Raw genomic sequence first — 15,266 nt, 5'->3', positions numbered from 1 at the left:
GACAAATGTTAGGAAATAGTAACTTCTTTTCGAATCCTACTCAAAGATTCGGCAGCTATACCAAGAAAGCTTGCGATTTGGTATTGAGGAGCTCTTAAAACAATTTTTTTATCATAGTTTTTAATAAAGTCTAAATACTTTTTTTTAGCCGATTTTGTTTGCATAGTTAGAACTCTTTGTTGTGCACAAAGGTGATTTTGCTCAGCTAAAACTCTACCAAACTTCTCAAAGTTGGGAGATTCTTTATATAATTGAGTTAAACTTTCAAAAGAAATTTTATAAACTACGCTATCTTCAATAGCTTCTAGAAATTCAAGAGAAGGAGTTTGGTATATAAAACTATCAAAAACTGTTATAAACTGGTTATCGCAAGAAAAATAGGTTGTAAACTCTTTACCTTCTATATTTTTAAATGTTCTAAAAAAACCAGATTCAATAAAGTATAAATCCTTAGCTTTTCTCCCTTCTTTAATAACTAATGTTTTTGATTTATACTCTTTTTTTTCTAATTGATTATAAAATGTTTTAAACTCATTTTCAGTAAGTCCGATTAAGTCGTATAATAATCTTTTGAGTTCGTTCATTTTTTAATAAGAGGTTAACGTAGTTTGTAAACATACAAGTTTCGTTAATAACGAAGTTACCGAAAACAAGGATAAGAATCAAACTAATTTTTAGGGGTTTAAAGTTAAAGAAGTTCAATTAAAACGTATCTTTGCACACCGAATTTTTATAGTATGCGTACCAAAACAACAAAACAAAACAAAATTAATGTAGTTACTTTAGGTTGCTCTAAAAACGTTTACGATAGTGAAGTGTTAATGGGGCAGTTAAAAGCTAATGGTAAAGAAGTGGTTCATGAAGATGAAAATGACGATGGAAATATTGTAGTAATTAATACGTGTGGTTTTATTGGTAAAGCCAAAGAAGAAAGTGTAGAAACTATTTTACACTATGCACAAAAGAAAGAAGAAGGTGAAGTAGATAAAGTGTTTGTTACGGGGTGTTTAAGCGAACGTTACAAGCCAGACTTAGAAGCTGAAATTACCAATGTAGATCAGTATTTTGGTACACACGATTTACCAAATTTGTTAAAAGTTTTAGAAGCAGACTATAAGCATGAGTTAATCGGTGAACGTTTAACCACGACTCCAGAGCATTATGCCTATTTAAAGATTGCAGAAGGATGTGACCGCCCGTGTTCGTTCTGTGCCATTCCGTTAATGCGTGGCAAGCATAAATCGACACCAATTGAAGATTTGGTTACAGAAGCAACGAAATTGGCAGAAAAAGGGATTAAGGAAATTATGCTAATCGCACAAGATTTAACCTATTACGGATTGGATATCTATAAAAAGCGTGCTTTAGCAGATTTATTAAAAGAATTAGTAAAAGTTGAAGGTATAGAGTGGATTCGTTTGCATTATGCATTTCCAACAGGTTTCCCTATGGATGTATTGGAAGTGATGAAAAACGAACCAAAGGTTTGTAATTATCTAGATATTCCGTTACAGCATATCAATACCGAAATTTTAAAGTCGATGAAGCGTGGTACAACGCACGAAAAAACGACTTCGCTGATTCATAAATTTCGAGAGGCAGTGCCAAACATGGCAATTCGTACAACATTAATTGTTGGATATCCGGGAGAAACTGAAGAGCAATTCCAAGAATTAAAAGACTGGGTAGAAGAGATGCGTTTTGAGCGTTTAGGAGCTTTTGAATACTCGCATGAAGAAAATACAGGAGCGTATGTTTTAGAAGACGATGTACCTGCGGATGTAAAGTTTAGAAGGGTGAATGAAATCATGGAAGTGCAGTCGCAAATTTCTTGGGAATTGAATCAAGAGAAAATAGGAAAGACGTTCAAATGTTTATTCGATAGAAAAGATGGAGAGTACTATTACGGACGTACCGAGTTTGACTCACCAGATGTAGATAATGACGTAATTGTTGATGCTCGTGAGTATTATATCAAACTAGGAGAGTTTATCGATATTGAAATTTTTGATGCAGGTGATTTTGACTTGCACGGAAAACCAGTAGTAAAACAAGAAAGACCAGTTCCTTTAAATCAAAAGAGAAAATAAAATCAAACCTGCGCAATGCAGGTTTTTTTATGCATATTTGTCGCATGAAAAAAGCCTATTTTAACTGGAGTTCAGGAAAAGATTCGTCATTAGCATTGTATAAAATTTTACAACAAAAAGAATACGATGTACAAAAATTGATAACAAATGTAAATCAAGATTATCAGCGTGTTTCAATGCATGGTTTACATGAGGATTTACTGAATGCACAGACTGAAAGCATTGGTATTCCTTTAGAAAAAATATATTTTCCAGCTGAGGTTACAATGGATTTATATAATCAAAGAATGAAAGAGAAGACTGCGGAGTTAAAAGAAGCAGGACTTGTAAATGGTATTTTTGGTGATATTTTCTTGGAAGACTTGAGAGCATATCGCGATTCGAAGCTACAAGAGGTTGGAATTACTGGTGTTTACCCACTTTGGAAACAAGATACAAAAGAATTACTTAGAGAGTTTTTAGATTTAGGCTTTAAAACAATTACTGTTTGTGTGAATGCAAAATTGCTAGGAGAAGAATTTGTAGGGAGAGTTATTGATGAAGGTTTTATTAATGAACTTCCTGATGGAGTTGATGTTTGTGGGGAGAATGGAGAGTTCCATACGTTTTGTTATGACGGTCCTATTTTTAAGAAACCTGTGGAGTTTGAAATAGGAGAGAAGGTATTGAAATCGTATACGTTACATAAAAACGATGATGACAATTGTTATCAAGATTCAAAGAAAACTAAGAAATCAGAAGAAACGACTACTAAAAACTATGATAGAAGTTTTTGGTACTGTGATTTACAGCTAAAAAAGTAATTTATTTATAGCTTCTAATAGTCTTTGAGCAGGAGCATTTTCTAGGCAAGAACTACAAGTGTTGTACATAAACAAACAATCGATAAAGTCGGTTAGCATATGTAATAATAGCCCTAAGCCAATAATGTTGTATGGTCTTTTAAAAAAAAGTAAAATAACATACACTCCAATAGCATAGTAGGAATGAAATAGGTGAAACCCAAAACTACATCGGTTTGGGTCAAATATAGGGCTTGCTAATAAGTGATCTATATCTACTAGCATAGTTGCTAGTAGTGTTATAGCAACTTTTATCCAATTTTTTTTAAAAAAGAAGAAAGCGATAAAAACAGGAAATCCGAAATGTAAAAAATAATGGATGAATTGTTGCACTATGCTAAGCTATTTCTTTTTCTAAAGCTAAAAAATGAGTAACTTCTGTAGGGCTGTTTTTATATAAAGGAATAATATATAACTCACACTTGTAGTAGGACTTATCTTTTCTATAATTAACAATAATATCTTTAAAAGGTTTCCCTTTTAATAATTTATTTCTAATTCGTTTTCGAGTACTTTCTTTTGTCTTTTCTCCTTGAAAAAAACGTCCAGTTTTGTTAATAACAAAATCAATGTCATATCCAGTCATTTTAGAGAAGCCATCGTTAGCCCAAATAATTTTTTTTGTAACATCTGTTAATACAAGCGCTTCATAATAGTTCTCGTTTAAAATAGAAGTTATGTTATTTTTCCAGTTGTAGTTTTTACGTAAGTTTTTTAAAACATTAATATCATTAGAAACTGTTGAACTCATAAATAACTGTTGAATTCCCCAACTTAAAATATTTATACTTTTTTTGGAAGCGAGTGTAAGGTTATTGGCTATTTTAGAATACTCATCATTAGTTAAGTTAGATGTATAAATATCAAGAGACATCATTTTGTCAAAACAGTTTTTCATACTAATATAATTTTTTGTAAATGTAAAAAATTAAAACTTTTCAAATACACCTAAACCAAAAAGGGCAAAATCATATTTCACAGGATCCTTTTTATCAAACGTTCTTAAAGTAAGATCAAGTTCTTGAATAGCTTTCCAATCATTTTGCTTCCTAGTAAGTATTTTTAGTTTTCTAGCAATATTTCCTGTGTGAACATCTAACGGACAATGTAAGTGTGCTGACGAGTGTGTTTTCCATATGCCTAAATCGACTCCAGTGGTATTATCGCGAACCATCCAACGTAAAAACATATTAATTCTTTTAGATGCAGAGCCTTTTAAAGGGTCAGAAACATGTTTTAGAGTTCTTGGTTGATGAGGGATTTCAAAAAAAACTTGTTTGAAACGATGTATAGCATGTTGGTAATTATCTGCTTTATCTTTTGGTTTTAAAACAGCTTCTAATCCCCCATGATTCTGATAGATGTTTTTTAATGCCTGAACAAAGAACTTAAAATCATCGGCATTAAATGTTCTGTGTACAAATCCGTCAAAATTAGCTAAATCTTCTTCAGAATGATTGAGAACAAAATCATAAGGAGAACTTCCCATTAAATCCATCATTTTATGGGAGTTGTTAATAATCATTTTACGATTTCCCCAAGCAATAGTTGCTGCTAAAAAACCAGCAATTTCAATATCTTCTTTTACTGAAAATTGGTGTGGAATTTGAATAGGATCACTATCAATAAAATCAGGATTATTATATTGTATAACCTTTTCGTCTAAAAAATCTTTAAGCTCTTTATTGTTCATGCTATGCTAAATCTCCTGCAAAACTAAGCAAAACAAAGAAAGCATTATAGCAAGCGTGTAATAACATACTCCATCTTAAGCCAAAACGAACTCTAATAAATCCTAAATAACCGCCTAAAATAGTTTGCGGAGCTACTAGTATTGGAGCTAATAAAAGTACGTTTGTGGTAATACCAAAATTGGTTAAGTGTACCAAACCAAAAAGTATAGCAAAGACATAGAAACTTATTTTAAATGTTTTCTTACGATGAAATAAAGTAATGGGAGCTCTAAAAAATAATTCTTCAAACAAAGGAGCCAAAATAATTGCTAAAAAAGCAATAAACCATTTAGGGTGTTCTTTCAATAATTCTTCCATGGCATGTTCATTCATATTTACCCAACCCAACTCTTGAATAAGGATAAAAAGAGGAGATAATACAGCACCTGTTATAATACTTATAATAAGTAAATGAAAGAATTTTTGAAATCGATAAGAAACATCTTGATTAGTATCTTTTTCTAAGACAGGATTTTTTAAATAAATGATAAGTTCTTGAAAAGTTTCTTTCATGGAATTGATTTATTAATTAGTAGCAAGAAACTTTAAATAGTTACATTATTCAACAATAATTCCGTCTTTCATGGTAAGTGTTCTATCAGCCATTTGTGCTAACTCTTTGTTATGTGTCACTAATACAAATGTTTGGCCAAACTCATCACGTAACTTAAAAAACAGTTCATGTAAGTTTTTAGCAGAAGTAGAATCCAAATTTCCTGAAGGTTCATCTGCAAAAATAACAGAAGGTTCGTTAATTAAAGCTCTAGCAACAGCAACACGTTGTTGTTCTCCTCCAGAAAGCTCGTTAGGTTTGTGGTTTTCTCTGTGCGATAATCCTAAAAAGGCTAGTAATTCTTTTGCTCTTTTTTCGGTTTCTGTTTTTCCTTTTCCTCCTATAAAAGCAGGAATACAAACATTTTCTAAAGCAGTAAACTCTGGTAACAACTGATGAAATTGAAAAATGAATCCGATATGTTTATTTCGGAAAGCAGAAACTTTGGTATCGTTTAAACCTTTTATAGAAACACCATCGACCAATAATTCGTAGCTCTGATTTTTTAAGGGCTTATCTAAAGTTCCTAAAATTTGTAATAAGGTTGTTTTTCCTGCTCCTGACGGACCAACAATAGCGACGATTTCTCCTTTTTTTATATGAAGATCAACGCCTTTTAATATTTCTACCTCTCCGTAATGTTTGTGGATGTTTTTAGCAACAATCATAGTGTTATTTTCTAAGTAACGAATGTATAAAAAAGAAATCAGATACGCTTTAATGCTTACCTGATTTCAAATAATAAATGAACGAGTATTTAAATTATGTTTTTGATGTTGTTGTAATCGATAAAATAAACCAATCGAACAGAGAATCTATGCTGCATACTTTGGTCAAAAAGTTTTGAGATGTTGTCTTTAAAATCAATATTAGCTGGAGCAAAATCATGATCAGGCCTTATTGAGTTTCTGTAGAAAAAAATCAATTGACTACCAGGAGCAAATTGCCATTGATAGTTTAAGTCTAAGTTCCAGCTATTAAAGTTTTTATCGTGTTCTCCTTGATAATTATTTGAAACAAGTTCTCCATTATCTTCATTCAAACTATAAAATAGACCTAAATATGGAACTTTACTCCAATTGTGCCTAAACGATAACGACGCTGCTGATTTTGTACTAAATGTGTATTTTCCAGTTAATGAATTGTCATAAGTATCCCAATCTCGTTGCCCGAAAATAATGTGATTTTTTAAAGGAGCTAATAAAGGTTTTTCTTCTACATCATCTTCATCAATCTTTGTAACATACCCCTGACCGTTATTGGTTTTGCCATATCTAAAACCATAAATCAAAGAAAACTTATTAGTGAAACGATATCTAGGAGAAACTCTAAACCCATAATCTTCTTTAGGGTTGTTTTTGTAAAAAGTATAATACCAATCGTAGTCTATTGCAAACTTTTTTCTATAATCAGTAGACCCCCAATGATTCACATTTAGCCTTTCAGGTCTGTTAAAAAAAATTCCACTAGTAGTTCCTTGTCTAGGTTCAAAAAAATCTTTTCGTTCTGTGCTATAATTCAAGTTTCCTCCAAAACTGAATCGCTTTTTTGTATCAGCGCCAAAAGATAAACTAACATTTGTACCTACATACGTTCCTGGATTGTGTAAGAAGTTAATATCATAAAAAACATTAATTCTATAATTATTGAATATTCCTTTAGGTTTTAATAATCGATAGCCAACAAAACCATAAATAGCTTGTTCGTTGTTGCTAAAAAGAATCCCCATATCGTTAGGGTTGTAGTCTTTATTTTCAAAATTATATCCAATTTCTCCACGCCAATTCCCTGAATGTTTACCTATACTGGTATCGAAAGTGTACCCCGTATTAGGGTTGTCTTCATCGTCAGAGATACTACTCATTTTAAAACTTCCGTCTATATTATACCTACTTTTTTTATCCTCAACATGCCATAGAAGTCCAGTAACATTAGCATCTCTAAATCGTCCATCACGAGTTACATTGGTATTAATTAAGGTAATAGATGAGTTTTGATTAAACTGTTGGTCTAACACCATAATATTGTAATTAGAAAACGGATTAACTGTAGTTTTATAAGTACTTACATTGCTAATAGTATCTAATCCATTAATTGTTTGCTTAGTTCTTTCAACAGTAGCTTCTGTTTTTTCAGTAATGGCATTAAAGAATCCTATTCCTAAACCACCTTTGGTTCTTCCAGATATTTTTATGGCGTTTAGCATTTGAACTTTATCAGGAACATCTATAACTTCATCATTTATTTTTTTTCCATTAATAAACTCATCATCGTCTTTTCGTTCGTTAGAAAATTGATCTATTGGTCGTCCTCCAATTCTTCTTGAGTAAAACAAATTACCTTTACTAAATAGTTCAGTTCCTTCAGTAAAAAACTGACGTTGTTCTGTAAATTGTTGTTCAAAAGGACCGAGGTTTAAGGTAACATTATCAAAACCTACTTGGCTAAAATCAGGAATTAAAGTAGCATCTAAGGTAAAGTTTTCGGTAATACCATACTTTACATCCATTCCTACACTCCAATCAAAGTCAGTATTTCCATCTTTAGTGGTCGTAGTTGCAGAGGCATACGGATAAAAGTTTAATCGGGTAGGAGGTTTTATATTGGTGAAGTTTTCATATAAACCATCATATTGAGTCCAATTCCCTTGTTGATTATCAATATGGTTCCATGTAAATTGAGCATTTAAATTGAGCACTTTTCTGTGGTAATTGATTCCCCATGATTGAACAGGAGTATTAGCAAAACGCAAAGCTCTATAAGGGATTTTCATTTCTACAACCCAAGAATCTTGATTAATACTAAAATCGCTATCCCATACAGCACTCCAGTTAAAATCTTCATTTCCGTTAGATACTTTTGAGTCTGCTTTGGCTCCTGAACTGGTTACTATAAACTCAAAAGGATTTTGTCCGTCATCGTTAGGGTTAATAGTTATTAAAAAGAAATCGCTGTTACCAATATTGTCTCTGTTAGTAAACTCTGCAGGTATTTTAGATGGTTCAGGATCGTACATTTTAGCACAGATATAAATAGCATTATCATCGTATACTAATTTTACTACTGTTTTATGGGTGTCAGGTTCTGCTCTTCCGTTATCAGGACGCAACATTACAAAATCTTTTGCGGCTGGAGTATTTTTCCAGGCAATGTCATTTAATTTTCCGTCAATTTTTGGAGGGGTATCTACACGTACTACATTTAGTTTTTTTCTGTTTTTATTAATGGTTTGGGCGGTTGTAACTTCAATAAAGAAGAAACAAGTTATAATAAATGCTAAAATCTTAAGCATAATTTATTGATGTATAGTGTTAGTTGTCGCGCTAAATTATTATGATTTGGATTAATAAATCATAAAATCATGTTAATTACAGTAAAAACGTGTTAAAAAAAAGAGTGTTAAAAGTTTAAATGTTAAAAAAATAGTAGAATGAAAATTAAATAAAACTTGATTTAATTATAAATTAAAGTACAAATTATAAGGTATTATAAATTGAATTTGTATTTTTGTTCGACTTTTAAAAATTCATATCTAATGAACTTACACGAATATCAAGGTAAAGAAATATTAAGCAGTTTTGGCGTTCGTATTCAACGCGGAATTGTTGCAAATACTCCAGAAGAAGCTGTTGAAGCAGCAAAAAAATTAACAGAAGAAACAGGTACTGGTTGGCACGTAATCAAAGCTCAAGTACACGCAGGTGGTCGTGGAAAAGGTGGAGGTGTTAAGTTAGCTAAAAACTTAGACGAAGTAAAGAGCATTTCTGATGATATTTTAGGAATGATGTTAGTAACTCCTCAAACTTCAGCAGAAGGAAAGTTAGTTAACCAAGTGTTAATTGCTGAGGATGTATATTATCCTGGTGATAGTGAGCCAGATGAATTTTATATGTCAGTTTTATTAAACCGTGCTACGGGTAGAAACATGATTATGTACTCTACTGAAGGAGGTATGGATATTGAAACTGTGGCAGAAGAAACTCCACACTTAATTTTTACAGAAGAAATTGATCCAGGAACAGGATTATTACCTTTTCAAGCTCGTAAAATTGCTTTTAATTTAGGTTTAAGCGGTGGGGCTTTAAAAGAAATGGTAAAATTTGTTACTGCTTTATATACTGCATACATCAAGTCTGATTCTTCGATGTTTGAAATTAACCCAGTATTAAAAACATCTGATGATAAAATTATGGCAGTAGATGCTAAAGTATCGTTAGATGAGAATGCATTATATCGTCATAAAGATTATGCAGCAATGCGTGATTTACGTGAAGAAAATCCAATTGAGGTAGAAGCTAAAGCTACAGGATTAAACTATGTAGATTTAGATGGTAATGTTGGATGTATGGTAAACGGAGCTGGTTTAGCAATGGGAACTATGGATTTAATTAAGCAAGCAGGTGGTGATCCAGCTAACTTCTTAGATGTTGGTGGTACTGCAGATGCACAGCGTGTTGAAACTGCTTTCGGAATCATTTTAAAAGACCCTAATGTAAAAGCTATCTTAGTAAACATTTTTGGAGGAATCGTTCGTTGTGATCGTGTTGCTCAAGGTGTTGTAGATGCTTATAAAAATATGGGAGACAAAATTAATGTGCCTATTATTTGTCGTTTACAAGGAACAAATGCTAAAGAAGCAAAAGAATTAATAGACAATAGCGGAATGGAGATAATCTCAGCTACTGAGTTCCAAGAGGCTGCTGACAAAGTAGGGGAAGTTTTAAACGCTTAAACTACCATTTAATTCTTAGTTATAACTGGTCCTAAATAGTGTTATATATTTTAAGGTCAGAAAACCAAACCTCATTAGAAATCTAAATTCTAATGAGGTTTAGTTTTTAATATCATGAATTAAAAGTCAATATGAAAGACTCAGAAGCTAATAACTTAAAAGTAAACTCTAATAAATAAGTAAGTGATAGAGTTAAGTTACCTGTCTAGTTTCATAATTAAATGTATTGAAATAGATGACTGCTCGAATAAAAGAGAAAAAAAACACGTACTACTTAGTGACTTTTTAAGTACATAAAATAGTGTGCAAAGGTACAAGCTGCGTACAAATAAAATTGGTTCTTGTTAAAAGACAGTGTTTTACAGTAAAAAACTTAAAAATCAATATATTAAATGTGTGATTTTGAAGATGTTTTATATCTTTAACTCAAAAAATTGTACCACCCTAAAAATACATCTATGAACATAAAAGCAAAGCTTTTTATATGTGGTGAGGAACGAGAATTGCTTACTACTAACTTAAATTATAACAGACTTACTGATTGGAATGGTAAACCTACTTCAGCCTTATTAGGAGGAACTATTTCAGTAACTTTTGAATCTGAAATGTACGATGATACTTTTGTTGATTGGATTAAATCAGATAGAAGAGGCAATAAAAAAATACGTCATCCTTTTAATCTTTATCAGTTAAGAGACGGTAAAATAGTTTTTTACAAAGACGAGTTTGATGGAGTAGAGCTGTTCCAAAACAACTTTCAAGATGGTGTACTTGTAAACTATTACGAAGCTTTTGATAACCAAAAAGGTATGTATGTTACGTTAACCATATCGCCTGCGATGCAAGACTATCGTTTTTTTAATAATAGTACCGACTGGCGTAGAAAAAGCACTACTCGTTATATAAAGCCTTGGCAAGAAAGTTTTATACCGCCTATAAAAGAAACTCCATACAAGGCAAAAACAAATGATAACCGCATAAAAATAACTAAGTACACAATAAAAAACACCAACAATGAAGAAATTGAAGAATATTTTGCAGGTGATACAATTGTGTTACATGTTGAAACAATTAATGCTATTGGTAAAACCATAACACTAAATTTAAATGACAAGTCTTACGACTTTAAGTATAAGAACACCGTTTTAAAAGATGATATATTAAAAGATTATGTAATTAACAGTAATCTTGAAAAAATAACACTGGAAGTTATAGTTCCTGAAAAAGAAGAAATTAACTAAAAGCTATGGCTGAAACAAAATTTAAAATTACGTTAAACGAAACAGGACAATCAATAACCAAAGAAGTATTGGGTTACAAAATTGCTTTTTTCAATCATAAATGGAGTTATGATAAGGAAGGAAAAGAAACTATAAACAAGGCTGAACTTTCTGAAACTGTATACTTTCACACGGAAATAACAGGATTGCCAAATAAAACACAATTAGAGTTTAAACTTTATGAACACGATAATTTTTTTCCCGATAGTCTTAATGATGATAAGTTTAATGAAGAAGAAGTTATTATAAAAACTGAAGTAATAGAAAAAGGGGGAATACGAAAAGCTAGTATAAAACTTTATCTTGATGAGAAATGGGAAGGTATGTTAAAAAAAGACACTGCTTATGACCTAGATTTATATTGGCAAGTTTATTTTAAATTACCCAATTACGATACAAACCTTTGGGCGAAAGTGCCTAAAAAAGAAGAAGAGCGCTTACAAGTAGAGTTTAATTCAAGAACTTTGTTTTTTAAACCTTCTATTGCAGGAGGTAAATTACCACAGCTTATCGCTAACGATGGAAGCCCTTTGTTTTTAGCTGAACTTAAAGAAGCTACAATTGATGAAGTTGAGGACATTGCTAAGTCAAGGATTAAAGATAAAGTTAAAAAGAAAGCTGAAGAACTTGTAAATAGTGCTGTAGTAGGTTATAATAATGCTATTGAAAGTAAAGTAACTACCATTGCATTGGCGAAATTAGCCAAAGGTACTATGGTAGATACAAATGGTAAAATACATACCAAGTCTAGAAAAATTTACCAATACACCGAAGAAGTATTTAACAAAGAAATAATTGTAAAAAGAGGTAGACGTTTTGATAACGGTGTTGTAAAATCAGCAGCTAATCAAGCACATTATTTTGCAACTAATGGTACTAATGTAGAAATACTAAATACATTACGTATAAGGCCATTAATGAGTGCTGAAGATGCATCTGAAACATTTAGTAAAATATTTAGTTTGGTTGATTTCTCTATGATGAGTTTAGAAGAAATAACGGATACACCTTTAAATGTACCTGATTTTTTGTTAAAACGTTTTTTACCCAAAACACCCATTGTAGGTATTAGTTTATGGCTTGAGTTTTTAGGATATGTAGCTTTAGTTGAACATGAAAAGCAAGAAGCTATGGTTGACCAAATAATGCAAGAAAAACTTGAAAGAGCAAAAATAAAAGGACTAGATGCTTTAAGAACATTTTTACATGTTTATGAAACAGATTATGAATTAAGAAAAGTAACAAGCAAGACTTTAGGTAAATTATTAACAAATAATTTTAAAACATTAAATGATTTACTTGACTTTGATGCGAAAACAAGAGGGGAAAGGAATATTGAACTTTTAATAAAAAAGGATAATAAAACCAATCCTGTGCAAACTAAAACAATTATTGAATCAATTTTTTTCTCTAAATAAAATGAAGTATTTAAATATTATACTCACACTTCTATTAGTTTCATGTACAACAACTAAAGAAATTACTGTTACAAGTAAAGTGTCTAATAAATATAAAGTTATTGCTTGGTATGATAAAGAGCAGAAAGATATTTGGGCTTTTAGTGTTCCTATATATTTAGAAGTTGAAAATAAAAGTTTTCTAACACCACGTGAGTTCATATCTCATAAATATATTTATGCAGATAAAAACAGTGGTACACATACATTTTTGTATGAGTTAGAAGCAAATGGAAAATTAAAAAAGAAAAAGAATTTCAGTAGAAAAAAAATAACACCTAGTACAAAGAAAAAATACATTATTTATTCTAAACATTTAATAACAAACAAGAAATATTCCGGCCAAATATTGCACTCTTATAAAAATAGAGAGTTTAAAAGTGATTCTATAGTACTCGACTTTTTTAATGATTTTAAAAACAAATTACCAGATTTAGCTGAAAATATATTGGTAAAAGATAGTTTGTTCTTAAGCTTTAACAACGAGGATGAAAAAAGTAAACTATCTACAAAAAGAATTAAAGTCCCTATTAAACTTTAAACGTACCTGATTTTTTGTTAAAACGTTTTTTACCCAAAACACCCATTGTAGGTATTAGTTTATGGCTTGAGTTTTTAGGATATGTAGCATTAGTTGAACATGAAAAGCAAGAGGCTATGGTTGACCAAATAATGCAAGAAAAACTTGAAAGAGCAAAAACAAAAGGATTAGATGCTTTAAGAACATTTTTACATGTTTATGAAACAGATTATGTTTTAGTCCCTGTTTCAGCCAAAACACTTTCAGAATTATTAATAGGGAATTTTAAAACTCTTGGTGAGGTGACTGATTATGATAAAAAGGTTTCAGAAGAAAGAAGAGCAGAACTTCTGATAAAAGTAATAGATGAAGAAGAAAAAAAGTCAGAAACAACAGTAATTAAAGCCATTTTTATTGATTAACAATATGAAATATATATATATAACCTTTATAATTTTATTTATTTCTTGTAGTACAAGTAAACATTTTAAAATAGAAAGTGAATTTAAAAAGGATTCTAATGTTTACGCTTGGTATGATGTAGAAAAAAAAACTATTTGGGCATTAAGTTTTCCTATATCTCTGAACATTATTAATGATGATGTAAAAAAAGAATTATTATATTATCAGTATAATTACAAAAATTCAAAAAGAGGTAAAGCGATATCTCTATATGAAATCGAAAAAGATAATAGTCTCATACCCATCAAAAACTTTAAGAAAAAAGAACTAAAGCTTGATGAAACTAATAACTTTTTAATACTTACTAAGCATATTATTACTGGTAGTGAATTAGCAAATAAAATAGTTACTGAGCTAAATAATAAACGGTTAACCAATGATTCCATTTCTTTAGGTAATTTCAAAGAGTTTAAAAAAAAGTATTCGTCTTCTATCAAGAACCTTCTTGATAAAGACACCCTCTACATAAGGTTTAAGATTTTTGAAGATAATAATAGAAAGAAGAAAAGAATTAAAGTACCTATTAAACTTTAAACGTACCTGATTTTTTGTTAAAACGTTTTTTACCCAAAACACCTATAGTAGGTATTAGTTTATGACTTGAGTTTTTAGGATATGTAGCTTTAGTTGAACATGAAAAGCAAGAAGCTATGGTTGATCAAATAATGCAAGAAAAACTTGAAAGAGCAAAAACAAAAGGATTAGATGCTTTAAGAACATTTTTACATGTTTATGAAATAGCATATTTCTTAGAGCCTATTACAAGTAATACTTTATCCAGTATACTTACAGGTAAATTTAAAACATTAGAAGAGGTAAGAGATTATGATAAAAAGATATTTAGTGATAGAAATGTCATGCTTTTAATTAGAGAGGATAAAAAAAATCCAGTACAAGTAAAAACAATTGTTGAATCTATTTTTATTGAATACATTGTGAAATATAAGTTATATATAACGCTAATTCTATTTGTTATTTCTTCTTGTAGTATGCAAAGAAATATTGAAGTAAAGAGTATTACTTCAAAAAGCAATGAAATAATCGGTTGGTATAATCCTAAAAGTAAAAAAATAGACGCGATAAGTTTACCTTTTAATCTATATATTGAGAGTAGCCAACAAGAACTTTTACATACTTACCAATACAAATACAGAAATCCTAAAAAAGGCGCTTCTGTGGAAATTTATTATATAAACAAAGAAAAAAAGATAGAAGTATTAAAAGATTATGAAGAAAGGTCATTTAGCTCTAATAAAAGAAAAAAGTTCTTATTATACACCAGGCATATGATTTATGATACTGAGCTGTCGAATAAACTATCGTCAAAATATATTAAAGGTAGAGAAACAAAAGACTCTATTACACTAGGGGTTTTTGAAGATTTTTATAAAAACTACCCAACTTTAACAAAAGACTTAATAAAAGAAGATACTCTATATTTAAGGTTTAAACTTCTTCCACTTAGAGGGAAAGATAAAAAAATAAAAAGAATTAAAGTACCTATACACCTTTAAATGTACCTGATTTTTTGTTAAAACGTTTTTTTACCCAAAAGACCCATAGTAGGTATTAGTTTATGGCTTGAGTTTTTAGGATA

16 protein-coding genes are annotated in these 15,266 nt (G+C 30.5%); 9 read left to right on the top strand and 7 right to left on the bottom strand.

The genetic code is table 11. The features are described from left to right. Positions 1 to 8: 8 nt before the first annotated feature. Positions 9 to 584 (bottom strand): Crp/Fnr family transcriptional regulator, encoded by a 576-nt coding sequence (locus D6200_RS05915; protein ID WP_073183384.1) that lies wholly within the window; start codon positions 582 to 584, stop codon positions 9 to 11. A 153-nt stretch (positions 585 to 737) separates the two neighbouring features. On the opposite strand from D6200_RS05915, the gene rimO reads away from it, so the two are divergent. Both rimO and D6200_RS05905 read left to right on the top strand, forming a co-directional pair. Further along, a complete protein-coding gene (gene rimO / locus D6200_RS05910) occupies positions 738 to 2,090 on the top strand; it encodes a 30S ribosomal protein S12 methylthiotransferase RimO (protein WP_073183382.1) in 1,353 nt (450 codons plus the stop codon). A 44-nt stretch (positions 2,091 to 2,134) separates the two neighbouring features. After that, positions 2,135 to 2,893 carry a Dph6-related ATP pyrophosphatase gene (locus tag D6200_RS05905; protein WP_073183380.1) on the top strand — a complete coding sequence of 253 codons (759 nt, stop codon included), beginning with the start codon at positions 2,135 to 2,137 and terminating at the stop codon, positions 2,891 to 2,893. Here the strand turns inward: D6200_RS05905 and D6200_RS05900 are convergent. The 6 genes from D6200_RS05900 to D6200_RS05875 all read right to left on the bottom strand — a co-directional run bounded on the left by D6200_RS05900 (position 2,882) and on the right by D6200_RS05875 (position 8,510). After that, the gene (locus D6200_RS05900; protein WP_206337276.1) at positions 2,882 to 3,265 is read right to left on the bottom strand and encodes a DUF6122 family protein; all 384 of its coding nucleotides are present in this window, start codon (positions 3,263 to 3,265) and stop codon (positions 2,882 to 2,884) included. The two genes, D6200_RS05905 and D6200_RS05900, sit on opposite strands and share 12 nt — an antisense overlap. A gap of 4 nt (positions 3,266 to 3,269) precedes the next feature. Continuing rightward, entirely contained in the window at positions 3,270 to 3,830 is a 561-nt protein-coding gene (locus D6200_RS05895; RefSeq protein WP_053056780.1) for a PAS domain-containing protein, read from the bottom strand. Positions 3,831 to 3,860: 30 nt separating this feature from the next. Next, a complete protein-coding gene (locus D6200_RS05890; RefSeq protein ID WP_073183378.1) occupies positions 3,861 to 4,625 on the bottom strand; it encodes a TIGR02757 family protein in 765 nt (254 codons plus the stop codon). 1 nt (position 4,626) lies between these two features. Continuing rightward, the gene (locus D6200_RS05885) at positions 4,627 to 5,178 is read right to left on the bottom strand and encodes a CPBP family intramembrane glutamic endopeptidase (protein ID WP_073183376.1); all 552 of its coding nucleotides are present in this window, start codon (positions 5,176 to 5,178) and stop codon (positions 4,627 to 4,629) included. A gap of 45 nt (positions 5,179 to 5,223) precedes the next feature. Beyond that, the gene (locus tag D6200_RS05880; protein ID WP_073183373.1) at positions 5,224 to 5,886 is read right to left on the bottom strand and encodes an ABC transporter ATP-binding protein; all 663 of its coding nucleotides are present in this window, start codon (positions 5,884 to 5,886) and stop codon (positions 5,224 to 5,226) included. A gap of 89 nt (positions 5,887 to 5,975) precedes the next feature. Next, positions 5,976 to 8,510, bottom strand: a complete 2,535-nt coding sequence (locus D6200_RS05875) for a DUF5916 domain-containing protein (RefSeq protein WP_073183371.1) — start codon at positions 8,508 to 8,510, stop codon at positions 5,976 to 5,978. Between the two features lie 243 nt (positions 8,511 to 8,753). Between D6200_RS05875 and sucC the strand changes: the two genes are divergently transcribed. The 7 genes from sucC (at position 8,754) to D6200_RS05840 (ending at position 15,183) form a co-directional block, all read left to right on the top strand. Next, positions 8,754 to 9,950 (top strand): ADP-forming succinate--CoA ligase subunit beta, encoded by a 1,197-nt coding sequence (sucC, locus tag D6200_RS05870; RefSeq protein ID WP_073183369.1) that lies wholly within the window; start codon positions 8,754 to 8,756, stop codon positions 9,948 to 9,950. Positions 9,951 to 10,408: 458 nt separating this feature from the next. Continuing rightward, on the top strand, positions 10,409 to 11,191 hold the full coding sequence (gene tssD / locus D6200_RS05865) for a type VI secretion system tube protein TssD (protein WP_073183366.1): 783 nt from the start codon (positions 10,409 to 10,411) through the stop codon (positions 11,189 to 11,191). Positions 11,192 to 11,196: 5 nt separating this feature from the next. Further along, positions 11,197 to 12,648, top strand: a complete 1,452-nt coding sequence (locus D6200_RS05860; RefSeq protein ID WP_073183364.1) for a hypothetical protein — start codon at positions 11,197 to 11,199, stop codon at positions 12,646 to 12,648. Position 12,649: 1 nt separating this feature from the next. Next, positions 12,650 to 13,228 (top strand): hypothetical protein, encoded by a 579-nt coding sequence (locus D6200_RS05855; protein WP_073183361.1) that lies wholly within the window; start codon positions 12,650 to 12,652, stop codon positions 13,226 to 13,228. Between the two features lie 14 nt (positions 13,229 to 13,242). Then, positions 13,243 to 13,629, top strand: coding sequence for a hypothetical protein (locus D6200_RS05850; protein ID WP_073183358.1), 387 nt, complete (start codon positions 13,243 to 13,245; stop codon positions 13,627 to 13,629). A 4-nt stretch (positions 13,630 to 13,633) separates the two neighbouring features. Next, positions 13,634 to 14,203 carry a hypothetical protein gene (locus tag D6200_RS05845; RefSeq protein ID WP_073183356.1) on the top strand — a complete coding sequence of 190 codons (570 nt, stop codon included), beginning with the start codon at positions 13,634 to 13,636 and terminating at the stop codon, positions 14,201 to 14,203. Between the two features lie 116 nt (positions 14,204 to 14,319). Next, positions 14,320 to 15,183 (top strand): hypothetical protein, encoded by an 864-nt coding sequence (locus D6200_RS05840; RefSeq protein WP_073183354.1) that lies wholly within the window; start codon positions 14,320 to 14,322, stop codon positions 15,181 to 15,183. Positions 15,184 to 15,266: the final 83 nt, after the last annotated feature.

Origin of the sequence: Tenacibaculum mesophilum (genome assembly GCF_003867075.1) — a bacterium.
Lineage (GTDB): Bacteria > Bacteroidota > Bacteroidia > Flavobacteriales > Flavobacteriaceae > Polaribacter > Polaribacter mesophilus.
The sequence above is the reverse complement of the archived record's forward strand: the minus strand, read 5'-3'. Positions and strand labels throughout refer to the sequence as shown.